Annotated in this window: 17 protein-coding genes, 1 tRNA gene and 1 pseudogene; 7 read left to right on the forward strand and 12 right to left on the reverse strand. The window is 61.4% G+C overall.

The features are described from left to right. Window positions 1-462: transporter substrate-binding domain-containing protein (locus EOA85_RS10125; protein ID WP_127209312.1), on the forward strand; the 462-nt coding region annotated here is incomplete at its 5' end. A 167-nt stretch (window positions 463-629) separates the two neighbouring features. Here EOA85_RS10125 and araD1 read toward each other — a convergent pair. Continuing rightward, window positions 630-1,622: an AraD1 family protein gene (araD1, locus tag EOA85_RS10130; protein WP_127209313.1), complete on the reverse strand. Its 993-nt coding sequence runs from the start codon at window positions 1,620-1,622 to the stop codon at window positions 630-632. On the opposite strand from araD1, the gene EOA85_RS37380 reads away from it, so the two are divergent. Then, window positions 1,621-1,791 (forward strand): hypothetical protein, encoded by a 171-nt coding sequence (locus EOA85_RS37380; RefSeq protein ID WP_164759579.1) that lies wholly within the window; start codon window positions 1,621-1,623, stop codon window positions 1,789-1,791. The two genes, araD1 and EOA85_RS37380, sit on opposite strands and share 2 nt — an antisense overlap. 119 nt (window positions 1,792-1,910) lie before the next feature. On the opposite strand, the gene mmsB is transcribed toward EOA85_RS37380, so the two are convergent. The 3 genes from mmsB to chvE all read right to left on the reverse strand — a co-directional run bounded on the left by mmsB (window position 1,911) and on the right by chvE (window position 5,896). Continuing rightward, on the reverse strand, window positions 1,911-3,203 hold the full coding sequence (mmsB, locus tag EOA85_RS10135; protein WP_127209314.1) for a multiple monosaccharide ABC transporter permease: 1,293 nt from the start codon (window positions 3,201-3,203) through the stop codon (window positions 1,911-1,913). Then, window positions 3,200-4,732, reverse strand: coding sequence for a multiple monosaccharide ABC transporter ATP-binding protein (mmsA, locus tag EOA85_RS10140; protein ID WP_127209315.1), 1,533 nt, complete (start codon window positions 4,730-4,732; stop codon window positions 3,200-3,202). The genes mmsB and mmsA overlap by 4 nt, the downstream gene beginning before the upstream one ends. A gap of 99 nt (window positions 4,733-4,831) precedes the next feature. Next, window positions 4,832-5,896 (reverse strand): multiple monosaccharide ABC transporter substrate-binding protein, encoded by a 1,065-nt coding sequence (gene chvE, locus EOA85_RS10145; protein WP_029356817.1) that lies wholly within the window; start codon window positions 5,894-5,896, stop codon window positions 4,832-4,834. A gap of 314 nt (window positions 5,897-6,210) precedes the next feature. On the opposite strand from chvE, the gene EOA85_RS10150 reads away from it, so the two are divergent. Then, complete coding sequence (locus EOA85_RS10150; protein ID WP_127209316.1) at window positions 6,211-7,200, forward strand: LysR family transcriptional regulator; 990 nt, start codon at window positions 6,211-6,213, stop codon at window positions 7,198-7,200. 166 nt (window positions 7,201-7,366) lie between these two features. Next, window positions 7,367-8,371 carry a L,D-transpeptidase gene (locus EOA85_RS10155; RefSeq protein ID WP_127209317.1) on the forward strand — a complete coding sequence of 335 codons (1,005 nt, stop codon included), beginning with the start codon at window positions 7,367-7,369 and terminating at the stop codon, window positions 8,369-8,371. A gap of 172 nt (window positions 8,372-8,543) precedes the next feature. Here the strand turns inward: EOA85_RS10155 and EOA85_RS10160 are convergent, their stop codons facing one another. The 5 genes from EOA85_RS10160 to EOA85_RS10180 form a co-directional block, all read right to left on the reverse strand. Next, window positions 8,544-9,422 carry a hypothetical protein gene (locus tag EOA85_RS10160; protein WP_127209318.1) on the reverse strand — a complete coding sequence of 293 codons (879 nt, stop codon included), beginning with the start codon at window positions 9,420-9,422 and terminating at the stop codon, window positions 8,544-8,546. Next, complete coding sequence (locus tag EOA85_RS10165; RefSeq protein WP_065005831.1) at window positions 9,419-9,814, reverse strand: phage holin family protein; 396 nt, start codon at window positions 9,812-9,814, stop codon at window positions 9,419-9,421. Before EOA85_RS10165 ends, EOA85_RS10160 begins: the two co-directional genes overlap by 4 nt. Beyond that, complete coding sequence (locus EOA85_RS10170; RefSeq protein ID WP_206523276.1) at window positions 9,811-10,494, reverse strand: hypothetical protein; 684 nt, start codon at window positions 10,492-10,494, stop codon at window positions 9,811-9,813. Before EOA85_RS10170 ends, EOA85_RS10165 begins: the two co-directional genes overlap by 4 nt. A 313-nt stretch (window positions 10,495-10,807) precedes the next feature. Further along, entirely contained in the window at window positions 10,808-11,011 is a 204-nt protein-coding gene (locus tag EOA85_RS10175) for a hypothetical protein (RefSeq protein ID WP_095517063.1), read from the reverse strand. A gap of 138 nt (window positions 11,012-11,149) precedes the next feature. Next, the gene (locus tag EOA85_RS10180) at window positions 11,150-11,875 is read right to left on the reverse strand and encodes a Crp/Fnr family transcriptional regulator (RefSeq protein ID WP_065005829.1); all 726 of its coding nucleotides are present in this window, start codon (window positions 11,873-11,875) and stop codon (window positions 11,150-11,152) included. 112 nt (window positions 11,876-11,987) lie between these two features. Here EOA85_RS10180 and EOA85_RS37385 point away from each other — a divergent pair, with 112 nt between their 5' ends. Further along, entirely contained in the window at window positions 11,988-12,161 is a 174-nt protein-coding gene (locus tag EOA85_RS37385) for a hypothetical protein (protein WP_164759580.1), read from the forward strand. Here EOA85_RS37385 and EOA85_RS10185 read toward each other — a convergent pair. Beyond that, a tRNA-Gly gene (locus EOA85_RS10185) sits at window positions 12,150-12,223 on the reverse strand. The genes EOA85_RS37385 and EOA85_RS10185 overlap by 12 nt on opposite strands. Window positions 12,224-12,475: 252 nt before the next feature. Here EOA85_RS10185 and EOA85_RS10190 point away from each other — a divergent pair. Continuing rightward, window positions 12,476-12,739, forward strand: a complete 264-nt coding sequence (locus tag EOA85_RS10190) for a DUF6460 domain-containing protein (protein ID WP_029356786.1) — start codon at window positions 12,476-12,478, stop codon at window positions 12,737-12,739. Window positions 12,740-12,831: 92 nt separating this feature from the next. Here the strand turns inward: EOA85_RS10190 and EOA85_RS10195 are convergent, their stop codons facing one another. Further along, a complete protein-coding gene (locus tag EOA85_RS10195; protein WP_127209319.1) occupies window positions 12,832-13,734 on the reverse strand; it encodes a histone deacetylase in 903 nt (300 codons plus the stop codon). A gap of 127 nt (window positions 13,735-13,861) precedes the next feature. Between EOA85_RS10195 and EOA85_RS10200 the strand changes: the two genes are divergently transcribed. Beyond that, window positions 13,862-15,199 carry an MATE family efflux transporter gene (locus tag EOA85_RS10200; RefSeq protein WP_127209320.1) on the forward strand — a complete coding sequence of 446 codons (1,338 nt, stop codon included), beginning with the start codon at window positions 13,862-13,864 and terminating at the stop codon, window positions 15,197-15,199. Between the two features lie 12 nt (window positions 15,200-15,211). On the opposite strand, the pseudogene EOA85_RS10205 reads toward EOA85_RS10200, so the two are convergent. Then, a pseudogene (locus EOA85_RS10205) lies at window positions 15,212-15,540 on the reverse strand (dihydroorotate dehydrogenase (quinone)); the annotation flags it as partial.

Consider the following 15,540-nt stretch of genomic DNA (forward strand, 5'->3'; position numbering starts at 1 on the left):
CAGGTCTCCTTCACCAACAAATATTATACCACGCCGCTTTCGCTGGTGGCGTTGAAGGACAGCGATATTGCCTCGACCGAACCCGCCGCACTCGCCGGCAAGACAGTCGGCGCTCAGGCTTCGACCACCCAGGCCGACTATGCCCAGGACGTCTATAGCAAAGCCGGCGCCGAGGCGAAGCTCTATCCGACCCAGGAGGAGGCGGTCGCCGACCTGATGAACGGCCGTCTCGATGCCGTCCTTTCAGACAAATTCGTGCTGATGGACTGGATGAAGAAGTCGAGCGACGGCTGCTGCAAGATGGTCGGCGACGTCAGGGGCACCGAGACCGAAGCCGGTATCGCCGTGCGCCAGGAAGACAATGCGCTGCGCGAGAAGCTCAACGCCGCGATCGATGCGATCGTCGCAGATGGCACCTACAAGAAGATCCAGGCCAAATATTTCGATTTCGATATTTATTGAGGCTGCCAATCTCCCCCCTTGAGGGGGAGATGGCCGGCAGGCCAGAGGAGTCGCTGCGCGTAAAGTGCCAACGCCGTTCCGCCACGGGAGACGGCGTTCGCGCTTTATGTGAGACGACCCCCTCTGTCACCTTCGGCGACATCTCTCCCTCAAGGGAGATCACACAATCAAAGCGCCTTCACCGCCACCGTCACCGGTTGCTCGATTTCAAGCGGGTTGCGCAGCGGCAGGCCAAAATCCTTGGCCTCGATCTCGAACACGTCGCCGGCTTCGGTCCTGATGCCGTCGGCGAAGGACAGTGTCGCCGTGCCGAACATGTGCACATGAACGTCGCCCGGCTGGCGGAAGGCCGAATATTTGAAGTGGTGATGTTCGAGATTGGCGATGGTGTGCGACATGTTCGCCTCGCCCGACAGGAACGGCTTTTCCCACAGCAGCTTGCCGTCGCGGAGGATGCGCGAGGTACCCCTGACGTCGGAGGGCAGGTCGCCGATCAGGATTTCCGGCCCGAACGAAGCGTTGCGCAGCTTGGAATGCGCGAGGAAAAGATAGTTCACGCGCTCGGTGATATGGTCGGAAAACTCGTTTGACAGTGTGAAGCCGACGCGGAACGGGACGCCGTCGTCGCCGATGACATAGATGCCGGCGACTTCCGGCTCCTCGCCTGCATCCTGGGCGAAAGCGGGCGACAGAAGTGCCGCACCGGGCGCCACCGCCATGGTGCCGTTGCCCTTGTAGAACCATTCTGGCTGCACGCCCGTCTGGCCCTTGGCGGGCTTGCCGCCCTCCAGCCCCATGCGGAACATCTTCATGGAATCGGTGAGCTGCTCTTCGCGATCGGCATCGAGTTTCTTGTGCATGGCATCGCGGGTCGCGGCGGAGCCGAGATGCGTCAGCCCGGTGCCGGTGAGATGAAGATGCGCCGGGTCGGGATGGTTGATCGGCGACAACAGCCGCCCCTTCTTGTATGCGGCATCGAGGTCGACCGCTTCACCGAAGCCTTTGCGCTCGATGAGGGCGACAAGTCCGGTGCCGGTGCGCGCGGCCTCCATCGCCAGCGAATAGACGCTGCGGGCGCCGTTGATGATCCGGGTCTTGCCGCCGTTGCGGGCAATGACGCGGATGGTCTCTGCCTCGTCGAGGATCTGGGAGATCAGCATGATGTACCCTCTCTCAATTGCCTGTGGCCTAGCTGCCGGGTTGGCAAACCTTGACCAGCGCGGCTCGGATGGCATCCGCGCCACTGGTGAACTCTTCGTCCGGATTGCGCTCGCGGGCCCGGTCCCCTTGGGGGACTTCTTTGCGCCGCCCGGCAGCGCCGCGATGTGACCCGTGCCTCCTAAAAGCGCGCCGCGTTTGAAACGCGGCCCGCTTTAATCCTTGTTGTCATGCATGCCGTTGTCCCAACACGCTGCACACGTTTGGCGACATGCATGAGTCCCTCGCCCTCAAGCCTTGTTCTTGTTGTAGACGTCGAAGACCACGGCGCCGAGCAGCACCAGGCCCTTGACCACCTGTTGCCAATCGACATTGACGCCCATGATCGACATGCCGTTGTTCATGACGCCCATGATGAAACCGCCCACCACCGCGCCTATAACTTGACCGACGCCGCCCATCGCCGAAGCGCCGCCGATGAACACAGCGGCGATGACGTCGAGCTCGCTGCCGAGGCCGGCCGCCGGCACCGCCTGGCCAAGGCGCGCCGCAATGATCAGCCCGCCGAGCGCCGAGAGCACGCCCATATTGATGAACACCATCAGGGTCAGCCGCTCGGTCTTGATACCCGATAGCTGAGCCGCCTTGGCATTGCCGCCCATTGCGTAGATACGGCGGCCGACCGTCATGCGTTTGGTGACGAAGACGAACAGCGCGATCAGCACGCCCATCACTACGAGAACGATTGGCAGACCTCTGTAGGTGGCGAACTGGTAGACCAGAAAAAGCGCCAGAGCGCTGGTCACCAGGGTCTTGACGACGAACAGCGTGAAGGGTTCGGCTTCGTAGCCATGCCGCTCGCGGCTGCGCCGTGCCCTGAGCCCGAAATAGGCATAGGCGAGCACGGCAACGAGGCCGATCACGATCGTCGTCATGTGCAGCGTCAGCCCGCTGCCGACGATGGTCTTGCCGGCGGCGTTCACGACCGGCGGGATCAGCGTCAACGGGCCGATCACGTCCGGGATGAAGCCGGAACTGAGCGCCTTGAAGCCGGCTGGAAGCGGCCCCACGGAGGACCCGCCACCCAGCAGCGCTTGGCAGATGCCGCGGAAGATCAGCATCCCCGCCAGCGTGACGATGAAGCTCGGTATTCGGTGATAGGCGATCCAGTAGCCTTGTCCCGCGCCGATCGCGCCGCCGATGATCAGGCAGATGATCGACACCACCAGCGGATTGCTGAAAGGGCCGAGCGGCCAGATGACCATCATCATCGCCGCTAGCGCGCCGATGAAACCGGCGACGGACCCGACGCTGAGATCGATATGGCCGGAGACGATCACCAGCAGCATGCCCAGCGCCATCACGATGATGAAGCTGTTCTGCTGCACCAGGTTACTCAAGTTCACCGGCTTGAACAGCGTTCCGGACGTCGTGTACTGGAAGAATACCATGATGGCGATAAGCGCCAGGATTAGGCCGTATTCGCGCAGGTTGGTGACCAGCGCCGAGACGGCAACGCGCGGCCCCTGCTGCACATCTTCGGCGACGCCGCTTTTCGGGACGGGAGCGCTTTCGGTGCTCATGATGCTTTTCCTTCTCCGCGAACGATGACGCGCATGATCTTTTCCTGGCTGGCGTCGCTCGCCGCCATTTCGCCGACAATACGTCCTTCGTTCATGACATAGATGCGGTCGGTGATGCCGAGCAGTTCGGGCATCTCCGACGAGATGACGATGATCGCCTTACCCTCCGAGGCGAGACGCGCGATGATCGTGTAGATTTCATACTTGGCGCCGACGTCGATGCCGCGCGTCGGCTCGTCGAGGATCAGCACCTCCGGATTGGCGAACAGCCACTTCGACAGCACCACCTTCTGTTGATTGCCGCCCGATAGATTGCCGGTCATCTGATAAACGCTGGACGAGCGGATGTTGGTTTTGGCCTTGTAGGCGTTGGCGACGGCCAGCTCGCGCATGTCGTCGATCACGCTATGGCGCGACACGCCGGGAAGATTGGCCAGCGTGATGTTGTGCTTGATATGATCGATCAGGTTGAGACCGTAGGTCTTGCGGTCCTCGGTGACGTAAGCGATGCCGTGTTCCACGGCCTTGCTGACAGAGGAGACATCGATGGGCTTGCCCTTGAGCAGCACCTCGCCCGTGATGCGGCGGCCATAGGAGCGGCCGAACAGGCTCATCGCGAATTCGGTGCGTCCGGCGCCCATCAGCCCGGCGATACCCACCACCTCGCCCTTGCGGACGTCGATGTCGATGCCTTTGATCACTTGCCGCTCGGCATGGATCGGGTGATAGACCGACCAGTTCCTCACCTGGAGCACGATCTCACCGATCTCGGGCTCGCGCGACGGATAACGGTCGTCTAGCGAGCGGCCGACCATCGAGGTGATGATGCGGTCTTCCGAAATGTCTTTCTTGGCCAGCGTCTCGATGGTCCGCCCGTCGCGGATGATCGTCACCTTGTCGGCGACCCGGTTGACCTCGTTGAGCTTGTGCGAGATCAGGATCGAGGTGATGCCATGCCGCTTGAATTCCAGAAGCAGGTCGAGCAGCGCCTGGCTGTCCTTTTCGGACAGGCTCGCCGTCGGTTCGTCGAGGATCAGCAGCTGCACTTCCTTGCTGAGCGCCTTGGCGATCTCGACCAGTTGCTGCTTGCCGACGCCGATATTGGTGATCAGCGTCTTGGGGTCTTCCTTAAGGCCCACCTTCTTGAGCAGAGCGCTGGTGCGCGTCTCGTTGGCGTTCCAGTCGATGACACCGTATCTGGCATGCTCGTTGCCGAGAAAGATGTTTTCGGCGATCGACAGCATCGGAACCAGCGCGAGTTCCTGGTGGATGATGACGATGCCCCGGCGCTCGCTGTCGTGAATGCCCTTGAAATGGCACTCATCGCCGCGATAGATGATTTCGCCGTCATAAGTGCCGGATGGATACACGCCCGACAGCACCTTCATCAACGTCGACTTGCCGGCGCCGTTCTCGCCGACAACGGCGTGAATCTCGCCTTCCTCGACGCTTAGGTTGACATTCGACAGCGCCTTGACGCCGGGAAACGTCTTGGTGATGTCACGCATCTCCAAAATCGTCGAGGCCATCAGGAATACCACTCCTCCGAGGTCCCGAAACAATACCGGGGTCGCTCGCTAACGAAAAGGGGCCCTGCGTTACGCAGGACCCCGGGTTTACAACTGCCGTTACTTCAGCTCTTCGGCCTTGATGTAGCCGGAATCGACCACCAGGGCCTGGTAGTTCGACTTGTCTACCTCATGCGGCGTCAGCAGGATCGAGGGGACGACCTTGACGTCGTTGTTGTAGGTCGTGGTGTCGAGGCCTTCCGGCTTGCCGCCCGAGAGCACCTTGTCGACGAGCTCGACCGTCGCCTTGGCGAGTTCGCGGGTGTCCTTGAACACCGTCGAGTACTGCTCGCCGGCGATGATCGCCTTGACCGAAGCGGTTTCGGCGTCCTGGCCGGTGACAATTGGCCAGGGCTGATCGGCCGTGCCGTAACCGACTGCGCGCAACGAGGCGATGATGCCGCGCGACAGACCGTCATACGGCGAGAGCACGCCATCGACGCGGCTGCCATCCGAGTAGTTGGCGGACAGCAGATTGTCCATGCGGGCCTGGGCGGTCGCCGCCAGCCAGCGAAGCGTGCCGACCTTGTCCATACCCATCTGGCCGGACTTCACCACGAGGGTCTTGTCGTCGATCAGTGGCTGCAGAACGGACATCGCGCCGTCGTAGAAGAAGAAGGCGTTGTTGTCGTCCGGCGAACCGCCGAACAGCTCGATGTTGAATGGACCCTTGTTTTCCGGATAGCCAAGGCCCTTGAGCAGCGATTTGGCCTGAATGACGCCGACGCCGAAATTGTCGAACGTGGTGTAGTAGTCGACATTCGGGGTCTTCTTGATCAGCCGGTCATAGGCGACGACGACGACGCCGGCGTCAGCCGCCTTCTGCAGCGCGTCCGACATCGTGGTGCCGTCGATCGAGGCGATGATCAGTGCCTTCGGGCCCTTGGTGATTTCGTTTTCCAGTTGGCTGAGCTGATTGGGGATATCGTCCTGCGCATACTGCAGATCGACAGTGTAGCCCAGGGCCTCGAGCTGGGACTTGACGGCGTCGCCGTCGTTGATCCAGCGCTGCGAGGTCTTGGTGGGCATCAGCACGCCGATGAGGCCTTCGCCTGCCTGCGCCGGGACCGTCATGGCCGCGATGCTAAGGGCCGCGACGGCGGCCAGTGTCTTGATGATCTTCACATTAACTCTCCCTTGTTGATGGACGCGCACCCTGGGTTTCGTGGGCCGCGCGATCGTGCAGGGGCGCCAAAACGCGCCGCTGCCGCCATATCGATCTCCGGTGTCCTCCCAATCGGCCCTGAGACTCTGGTTCCAGTCGATCCGATTTTCTCGCTGGCGACGGTCAAGCCTCAGGACGCGCAAAGGGTGTGGCTCTTTGCCATAACTGTCAAATGCGATCTTTGATGGTTGCTATACCGAAACTGATATATTGAAAGCCGACGAAGACCTGGCCGGATTGCCGGCCGGCGATGAGTGGGGAGCAAACAAAGACCATGGCAGCGCTGCGGAATTCTGGTGGACTTTCAGCCAGTTACGAAGAACCCCCTGGCGACGGAGAAACCCTGCTGCGCAGCGGCCTCAGCCTGCGCCACATGCGTATGATCGCAGCCCTCGATGACCATGGCCGGGTCAGCGCGGCAGCCCAGGTCATGAACATTTCGCAGCCCGCCGCCTCGCGCATGATCGCCGAGATGGAGGCGGTGCTCGATGTCAAGCTGTGCGAAAGGCTGCCGCGCGGCATCACGCTAACGCCCTATGGCAAGGCATTGGCGAGGCGCGCACGTTCGATCCTGCTTGAGATGCGTGAAGTCGACCGCGAGATATCCGAGCTCAAGGCGGGCAAGGGCGGCTCGGTATTCCTCGGCGCGGTGACGGCCCCTGCGATCGAGCTCGCCGTGCCGGCGATCCGCGAAATCCGGCGCATCTATCCGCGCATCGAGATCACCATGCAGGTCGAGACCTCCAATGTGCTGGCGCGCGAGCTGATCGCCACGCGTCACGATTTCATCATCGCGCGCATCCCCGACGATCTCAATCCACGGCTGTTCGAGGCCCGCGTCATCGGTGTCGAAAAAGCCTGCCTGATCGTGCGCCGCGGCCACGCGCTTGCTAAGGGCAAAGCCGTGCGGCTGGAGGAGACCGCCGCCTACGACTGGGTTTTCCAGTCGGGCGGCTCGCCGTTGCGCCAGGCGATGGAAAGCAATTTCCTGAACCGCAACATCGCGCTACCGGACCGCATCCTCAACACCAGCTCGCTGCTGCTGACCCTGGTCATGGTCGCGCAGTCGGACGCCATCGCGCCGGTGTCGATCCAGGTGGCGAAATTCATCCAGAACCCCGAGGGGCTGGCCGGCGCCATCGACGTCGTCCAGACCGAATTCGACATCGAGGTCAGGCCTTACAGTCTGATCACCGTAAAAAATCGCGTGCTGTCGCCGGCGGCCAAGATGCTGCACGACTTTATTTTAAGAGAGGTCGGCTGACGGCGTTAAATCAAGCAATCCATCGCCAATCCTTGGACAGCTATCGCAGCTACACGGCGCTTCGTCATGTCGCTTCAATTCAGAATATCGCTGGAGCGAAGGAACCACACAGGGCAGTGCCGCGTCATAGAGGCGGGCTCTTGTTGCAGTCCCAGCGAGGCTATCGATGATCAGGTTTCTCCTCGTCTTAGCCGCGACGCTTGCCCTGGCATGCGGCGGGACGGGGGCAGCCAAGCTGGACCTAACCACCGTCAATCAGGCCCCGTTCGCCGCCGGAGAACCGAAGGGTGTCGATCCGACCGTGCTGAAGGCGCAGATTCTCTTGGATCGCGCCCGCTTTTCGCCTGGGCTGATTGACGGTAGCCTTTCAGCGAACTTCGCCAAGGCAGTCGGCGCCTTTCAGGCGGCGAACGGACTCCCTCCCGATGGCAAGCTCACCCCGCAGACCTGGAGCAAGCTCATGGCAACCTCCACCGACCCGGTGCTGGTCACCTATGAGGTAACGCGCAAGGATGTGCGCGGACCCTTCACCAGGCGTATTCCGGCTCGCATGGAGAGGATGGCCCGTCTGCGGCGGCTCGGCTATCGCACTGCGGCGGAGAGGCTGGCGGAGCGCTTCCATATCAGCGAACAGTTGCTCAGGATGCTCAATCCGGGCATCGGCTTCAGGAAGGCCGGCACGACCTTGGTGGTGCCTGATATTGGCCGGGGCGATCCTCCCGCTGGCGTTGCCGGCATTGAGGTCGACAAGGGCGCTCGCCTAGTGCGCGTGCTCGACCCTTCCGGCAAATGGCTCGCAGTCTACCCGGCCTCGATTGGAAGCGATGAAAACCCGGCGCCAAGCGGCATGGCGGAGGTCAAGCGCGTGGTGCGCAACCCAACCTATCACTATGATCCGGACTTCGCTTTCAAGGGAGTCAAGACCAAGCGGCCCTTCACCATCGCTGCCGGGCCGAACAATCCGGTGGGATCGGTCTGGATCGATCTCTCCATCGAAAGCTACGGCATCCACGGCACGCCCGAACCGGGCAAGATCGGCACGACCTTCTCACATGGCTGCATCCGACTGACCAACTGGGATGCCGAAGATCTCGGCTCGATGGTGCAGCCGGGCACGAAAGTCGAATTCAAGAACGAGACCGCCCACACCGTCGACGAGCTTGCTCCGTAGCAAAGCGGATTGGCCAGCAGACCTGTTCCGCAGGCCATTCCTGAGGAAAGTCGCAGAGAATTTGTGGACCTCCGACATCCCAAGTCGAAAGGGATCGGGTCGGGAGTTCCAGATCCATTGAACATCAGAGTCCTATGGACCAGGCCCGTCATTCAGGCCGGTGGCGATGCCATCAGGCGGTAGAAGACCCGTCCGACGAGCCCGGCAAACGATCGCGAACGGCTTCCTCGGTTCGCTTTGCGGTCGATTCCACAACTTTGCCGACCTTGCCTGCTAACGTGTCGGTATCTCCACCCGAGCCTTGCCGGTCGGCCTCTTCCTTGACCGTTTCGTAGGCCTCGGCGGCAACTTGCTTTGCTTGCTCCAGGCCCGTTTCGAAAACCTTCGCCGCGCTGTCGCGAATTTTGTCGCGATAGGCGCCAAGTTGCTCGTCCTCTGTGGCTGTGTGGGGCAGCATCACCCCGATGGCAGTGCCCAGCGCAAGGCCGACTACGGCGATAGCCAACGGCTCGCGCTCGAAGAGGTCTTGTGCCGATTGGCGCGTCCGAGCCGCTATCTCGCTGGCGCTTGAGCCGAGCTGGCCGGCGGTGTTTGCCATCCTCTCCTTGGCGCCCGTTGCTGCGTTTGCTGCAGCTTCGGCGGCGCTACTTGCTGCTGATGTAACCGAACCGGCGGTCTCTGAGAGCATCGCCCCGATTCCGGACCCTTCGCTACCCTCGCTAAAATCATCGCCGCGCAGATCGGAGAAAGCGTCAGAAGCCGTGCCTCTCCGATAGCCAGCGGCAGCTGAGTTGGTTGCCGACGGGCCGTTGCCGAGCATCAGCCAGGCCAGGCCGGCTCCAATCAATGTCAGCGGCAACGGGTTGTCCCTGACCTGCGACTTGAGGTTGCCAAGCATGGCGGATCCCTCGCCGCCGGCGAACATTCCGGTAAATTCGTCGATCAACTGACCCGGTGTCATCTTGCTGCGGATCGAATCGGCGGTGTCTGCTACTTTCGCCCGGGCGATGTCGGCATCGCGCTCGAGCTCGGCTGCGGATTTGTCGCTCATCTTATTTGATCCTTGATCACGCGCGCGTCGCGCTTGAGTTGGTCTTGTGTGCGATCGGGCGTCAGCTCGGAAGGAGCCATGCTTTTCGTGCCAGAGCGCAAGAGAATGATTCCCAGTACCGCGACGACGATCCCGACCAGCAGCGAGGACCATCCCGCTCCCAGGCCGGCACTCGCCAGGGCGATTACGAGTGCTTGCAAAAGCACCATCAAGGCCGCGAGAAGGCATATGGCACCGGCCAGAACCTCGGCTGCGCCTGCGCCGGCCTTGCTGATTTTTTCCGACATTTCGGCCCGCAACAGCCTACTTTCGGTTTGAAGCAGGGTTGTGACCTGCTGTGCCAGATCGCTGACGAGGGTTGCGAGGCCGCGACTTTCCTGATTGTTGGTCATGGGTTCCGCTCCAGGCTTGCGCCGGCCCAGTCGTCACCGGCCAAATCTTCACCGGCCAAGTCATCGCCGGCCCTGTCGCCCCTAGGCTGGTTGAAGCGGGGCGGCGTAGTGTCAGGTGCCTCTGCCGATCGCGTAGCAGACTCATCCGAGTTCGAAACCGTCTGTGAACCCCCGTCTGTCTGCGATCGACGCTGTGTCTCGGTCCGGGCAGATGGTGGCGAGCTCTTGATAAACCGCCCCAGCGCCAAGCCTGCCAATACTGAACCGGCGATAAGCGCCCCTGAATTTTCGCGGCCGAACGACCGCATCTCGCCAAGAACATCTTCGAATGGTTTGTCCTTCAACGAAGATGAAAGGCGCTCAAGTGAGCCGGCGGCATCGAGGGTGAACTTCGAAGCGGTCCGTTGATCATTATTGGCCAGATGCTCGCTTGCTGCTCGCAATGCTCCGCTAAAGGCCTTTAGGTTGGAGCTGATATCGCGCTGTGTTCCCTCGGCCTTGTCAAACAACGCCTGCTTGGCTTCAGCAGCGTAGTCGCCCGCCTTCCTGGTGAGTTCGTCGCGAGCGTCCTGTAGCGCCTCTGTCGCGGTCTGCGTTTCCTGCTGGAACCGCTCGGACAGTTCGCTTTTGGCTGTTTCGAAATCGGCCGGCTTACGGCCCTGATCGTCTTCGCGCTGCATGGTATTCTCCTAATGGAATCCGAGGAAGGAGAGGATCGCAAGCACGACGACGATAAGGCCGATGAGATAAATGACACTGTTCATGGTGGCAATCTCCTCCATTGCCTAACGAACTTGCCGGGGGCAAACAAGTTCCATCACTTCCAGCTAAATTAGCGATAGTGAAGCAACCGGCGAGCCCGGTGAACTCTCTTGGAAGTTCCCACGCGCCGTGTGCCGAGACGCGGACCCAGCCGGCCGTGCGGAGATTGGCCCGCCTCTGCGCATCGGATTTCAAGGGCTCAGGTTAGGCTAGTATAATAAAGCACCACGTCTAGCTCTCATTAAGGTCAAAGCTCACAGGAAGGTTGTAGTCTATTGCTCGATTGGCAATCATGTTCGCTAGGTCGGAATCAGAGACCGAGCATGCCGGAACAATCTGTTTGAGCGCCTTAACGGCGAGGCCCGTCGATATGAAACTATGGCGCCGCCTGCGAATATTTACGTAATGTTCGATGAGGTTGTCGAGTTCACGCATGTGCAATCCTTCTTTGACGTCAACCGTGTCAATTGAACCCAGCTGTAATCGATCCGGAGCGAGGGCTCATTCACATTGTTTAGTTGACGAGAAATCTTGATGCCGCATTAGCGCGTTGACGCGTCCTGGCCGACGCGGTCACCGAGGTTCATGGAAGAGATTGAGGTAGGTCGTATCAAAGTCGGCCAGTAAGGCCAATCGCTGGAAATCCAGGATAACAATCCTCCTGTCTTTCCAGCTAACCAGGTCCTTCGCACGAAGTTCCTGCAGCGTCCGGTTCACGTGAACTACTGATAGTCCAAGCACGTCGCCCAATTCCGCCTGGGTCAGTGGAATCGCGAACGTCTGGTCAGAGGCCAATCCAACTATCTCTAACCGGACATACAACTCGCAGATTATATGTGCGAGATGCTGTTTGGCGGAGCGACGCCCGAGGCAGGTTATCCAAGTCCTTTGGATTGAGGCATCGATAGTCGTCGAAAGCCAGAGCATCCGGGTGAGATGTGGACTTCCACCCATTGCTGTGAGCAGGTCTTTGTGTCGAATGAAAACAACATCGCACGAACCCAGCGCGCTCACGCTGTGATCCATCACTTTTAGCAGTAAACTATGCAGATCGACAAAGTCTCCCGGCACGTGAATTGCCGTTATTTGACGCTTTCCTTCCCGAATAGCCTGGTTTCGAACTGCGAAACCATTCGCGAGAAGACAGCTTTCGGCGGGGCGGGAACCCTCCCTGACGATCTCCTCATCATGTCCAAAAGTCACCGGCCGGACTGGAAGAGCCTCAATAAGCGCGACTTCGTCTGGCGGCAAGGCGTCGCGGCGGTCAAGCATGCGAACCAAGAGGTCTTTGCCAAACATCGCGGTCCCCTTTGACTAGAAACGCGGATCAGCATCTTTTGTTGCCGCCTCTTATTAGAATCCCGTTATGTTCTATCCAGTTCATATGTGCCGGCGACCTAGACCCGATCATGTGGGCCCTGTGAGTGCCGGCGCCGGCAGGCTCGACTTCATTCCGCCGATGATGCCTACCTTGGTAGCCAAGCCGCCCCAAGGTGACGACTGGTTTTACGAGGCCAAGTTCGACGTCTACCGCTCGCAGCTCATCAGCAACCTCAATGCCTATAGGGCAAGGTGGAGCGGGTAGCGGGAATCGAACCCGCGCGTTCAGCTTGGGAAGCTGACAAGCTACCATTACATCATACCCGCGCAGCAGCCTCGTTACCACGCAAGCCGGCGTTCGGGCAATCGTTAAGCGTGCACTCGTGCCTTCCAGCCATCCGACTGTTACTCCGTCATGGCAAGGGCGCCGGCGTTGCAACATAAGTTGGCGAGCAGACAATCCGGCCAACCCGCCATGCGGAGCAACTGGGAGTCAGCGACCCGCCTTGATGCCAGCGCGGCAAGTGCGTATTTCTGGACCTGTGCCCGAATCGGGGCAACCGAATCTGGAGATCCGCCTTGTCCGCACTGACGCGCTTTCTCGGCGATTCGCCGCTCCGGGTGTTCCTGAAGCTGCTGGTGGTATCGTTCCTCGTCGGCCTAGTCATGAACGCATTCGGCTGGTCGCCGATGGATGTGCTCTACGGTGTCCGGAATTTCTTCGTCGATCTCTGGAATCTGGGCTTCCGCGCCATTGACCGTTTTCTCGGCTATATCTTGCTGGGCGCGGCGATTGTCATTCCGGCCTTCATCCTGCTCAGGATCGCCAACTATCGGAAATAGAGCATGACCCCAAGCCGAAGGTCAGTGTAGCAAAAGTGGGCCGGCTTTTGCTCCGCTGACCTGTGGTTCGGCAGGGAAGTCCTAGAAGGTCGTCAGGCGAACCCTGACGCCACTTCGAACAGGATGGAATGGCGCGCGGCGAGGGCCGCCACATCTGTCCAATAGCCGCCGCCGATAACGCCGCAGACCGGGATGCCGAGCGCGCGGAAATGACGGATCACCATGTCGTCGCGGGCGCGCAGCCCCTCGTTCGACAGTGACAACCTGCCAAGCCGGTCCTCGGCATGAACGTCGACCCCAGCATTGTAGAAAACGATGTCCCAGCGCGCCTTGGCGGTGAGTTCCGGCAGGACGCCGCCCAACCTTTCGAGATAGGCCGCATCGCCGGTGCCATCGGGCAGAGCGATGTCGAGGTCGGAAGCGATCTTTCGCGTCGGATAGTTGCGGTCGCCATGCATGGAAAACGTGAACACGCGCCGCTCCTCGCCAACAATATCCGCCGTGCCGTCGCCCTGATGCACGTCGAGATCGACGATCAGGATGTTGCCGGCGGCAGCTTCGGCAAGCAGCACCAGTGAAGCCACGGCAACATCGTTGAAGGTGCAGAAGCCGGCGCCTTGCGCGCGCCGCGCATGATGGCTGCCGCCGGCTGTATTGCAGGCAATGCCGTTCAGCAACGCCAGCCGCGCTGCCAGCACGGTGCCGCCCGTTGCGAGCTGCGCCCTGAGCGAGACGCGCGGGCCCACCGGAAAGCCGATCTCGCGCTCGATTTTTTCAGGCACTTCGCAGGCCAGCACCTGGTCGACATATCCGGCGGCATGGGCAAGCTTCAGCCATGATGCCGGCGCCGGTTCGGGCACGTTGAGAGCGGCGGGGCCGGTCAGTCCGCGCGCGCCCAAGGCTTCCATCAGCAGCTTGTATTTGCTCATGGGGAAGCGATGGTTGACTGTGAAGCCGGCGTCGTAGTCGGGATGATGAACGATCTGCAGGGGCATTTGGGTGGTTTACGGCGGGTGCGCCAGAGGCGGGTTTCGGTTGGCCGTGGCGGGATGAGCGGTTGCGCGGCGTCCGGAATCTGGGCCACATCGGCTGTTCTATCAAGCCACGATGGGGAAGCGGGTCCTGGATCAGGTGTCAGCAGCGGCCAACGGCCGGTCTTTCGTCGTCACCAACCGCTCGGTGCTCGCCATCGCGGTGCCGATGACGCTTGCCTATCTGACGACGCCGCTGCTCGGCATCGTCGACACGGCCGTGGTCGGGCAGTTGGGCGACGCTGCCCTTCTCGGTGGTCTGGCGGCGGGCGCCCTGGTCTTCGACGTCGTCTTCACCTCCTTCAATTTCCTGCGTTCCGGCACCACAGGCCTCGTCGCCCAGGCGCTCGGACGCGGCGACGAACTTGAGGAACAGGCGGTGTTCTGGCGCGCCGTGCTGATCGCGGTCGTCGCCGGCATTGTGCTTGCCGCACTTGCGCCACTGGTCGCCATCGCCGGACAATGGTTCATGAGCGCCGAGGCGCGCGTCAGCGAGGCGATGGCCGTCTATATCCGCATCAGATTGCTCGCCGCACCGTTCTCGCTGATCAACTACGCCATCCTCGGCTATGTGCTGGGGCGCGGCGAGGGCGGGCTGGGACTGATGCTGCAATTGGTGCTGAACGGCATCAACATTGCGCTCTGCATCCTGCTGGGGCTGGAGCTCGGCTGGGGCGTCGCCGGTTTCGCCTGGGCCACCGTCACCGGTGAATTCGTCGCCATGCTGCTTGGCCTGGCGATCATCGGCCGGCGTTTCTGGGCAGCGCCCCGGCTGCCGCGCCATCGCATCCTCGACCTGTCGGCATTCCTGCGCATGATGTCGCTCAACCGTGACATCATGATCCGGTCGTTTTCGCTGCTCGCCGCTTTCGCACTGTTCACTCGCCAGGGCGCGCAATTCGGCACGGTGACGTTGGCCGCCAACGCCGTGCTGATGAACTTCTTCCTCATCGCCGGCTATTTCCTCGACGGTTTCGCCACGGCGGCCGAACAGCTCGCCGGGCGTGCCGTGGGCGCGCGTGCCGCGATGCAATTCCGGCAGGCGGTGCGGCTGACCCTGTTCTGGGGCTTCGGGCTGGCGGCCGCGGCGACGCTCGTCCTTTTGCTGGGCGGTACTGATCTGGTCGCCCTGATCACGACGTCGGAAGACGTTCGCGCCGTTGCCGACAACTATCTGGCCTGGGCGGCGCTCACCGCGCTCAGCGGCGTGCTGGCGTTTCAGATGGATGGCGTCTTCATCGGCGCGACCTGGTCGCGCGACATGCGTAACATGATGCTGTTGTCGTTCCTTGTCTTCAGCGCGGCCTTGCTCATCCTGGCGCCGGCCTTCGGCAATCACGGCCTGTGGGCGGCGCTGCACGTCTTCCTGCTGGTGCGCGGCTTCAGCCTGCTTGCCATTTTGCGCGTTAGGATGCGGACTGCGTTTTAGAGCGGCTTCGGGTTAGAGCGGCTTCGACGCCCATTGATCGAGGCTGGTATCGCGCAACTCGCGCAGCGACTTGAGCCTTTGCATGTCCGCGAACCGGACCATCCCGCCAAGAATGCGGCCCGGTAGTGCCGGCCCAGCATAGATCATGCCGGTGTAGAGCTGGACGAGATCGGCGCCGGCGCGGATCTTTTCCAGCGCCGTCTCAATGGAATCGACGCCGCCGACGCCGATGATGGCGCGGTCCGGGCCAAGCAGTTTGCGCATCTTTGCCAGCATGATGGTCGAGCGCTCGAACAACGGTTTTCCCGAAAGCCCACCGGTCTCGCCGGCAAGATCGGCGC

Origin of the sequence: Mesorhizobium sp. M5C.F.Ca.IN.020.29.1.1 (assembly GCF_003997375.1) — a bacterium.
GTDB classification, from domain to species: Bacteria; Pseudomonadota; Alphaproteobacteria; order Rhizobiales; family Rhizobiaceae; genus Mesorhizobium; species Mesorhizobium wenxiniae.

Bases quoted from the DNA above. Each gene is read 5' to 3' on its own strand.
- EOA85_RS37380 (WP_164759579.1), top strand. From the start codon at position 1,621: ATGATGTACCCTCTCTCAATTGCCTGTGGCCTAGCTGCCGGGTTGGCA.
- araD1 (WP_127209313.1), bottom strand. From the start codon at position 1,622: ATGCTGATCTCCCAGATCCTCGACGAGGCAGAGACCATCCGCGTCATT.
- mmsB (WP_127209314.1), bottom strand. From the start codon at position 3,203: ATGAGCACCGAAAGCGCTCCCGTCCCGAAAAGCGGCGTCGCCGAAGAT.
- mmsA (WP_127209315.1), bottom strand. From the start codon at position 4,732: ATGGCCTCGACGATTTTGGAGATGCGTGACATCACCAAGACGTTTCCC.
- EOA85_RS10150 (WP_127209316.1), top strand. From the start codon at position 6,211: ATGGCAGCGCTGCGGAATTCTGGTGGACTTTCAGCCAGTTACGAAGAA.
- EOA85_RS10155 (WP_127209317.1), top strand. From the start codon at position 7,367: ATGATCAGGTTTCTCCTCGTCTTAGCCGCGACGCTTGCCCTGGCATGC.
- EOA85_RS10160 (WP_127209318.1), bottom strand. From the start codon at position 9,422: ATGAGCGACAAATCCGCAGCCGAGCTCGAGCGCGATGCCGACATCGCC.
- EOA85_RS10165 (WP_065005831.1), bottom strand. From the start codon at position 9,814: ATGACCAACAATCAGGAAAGTCGCGGCCTCGCAACCCTCGTCAGCGAT.
- EOA85_RS10170 (WP_206523276.1), bottom strand. From the start codon at position 10,494: ATGCAGCGCGAAGACGATCAGGGCCGTAAGCCGGCCGATTTCGAAACA.
- EOA85_RS10175 (WP_095517063.1), bottom strand. From the start codon at position 11,011: ATGCGTGAACTCGACAACCTCATCGAACATTACGTAAATATTCGCAGG.
- EOA85_RS10180 (WP_065005829.1), bottom strand. From the start codon at position 11,875: ATGTTTGGCAAAGACCTCTTGGTTCGCATGCTTGACCGCCGCGACGCC.
- EOA85_RS10195 (WP_127209319.1), bottom strand. From the start codon at position 13,734: ATGCCCCTGCAGATCGTTCATCATCCCGACTACGACGCCGGCTTCACA.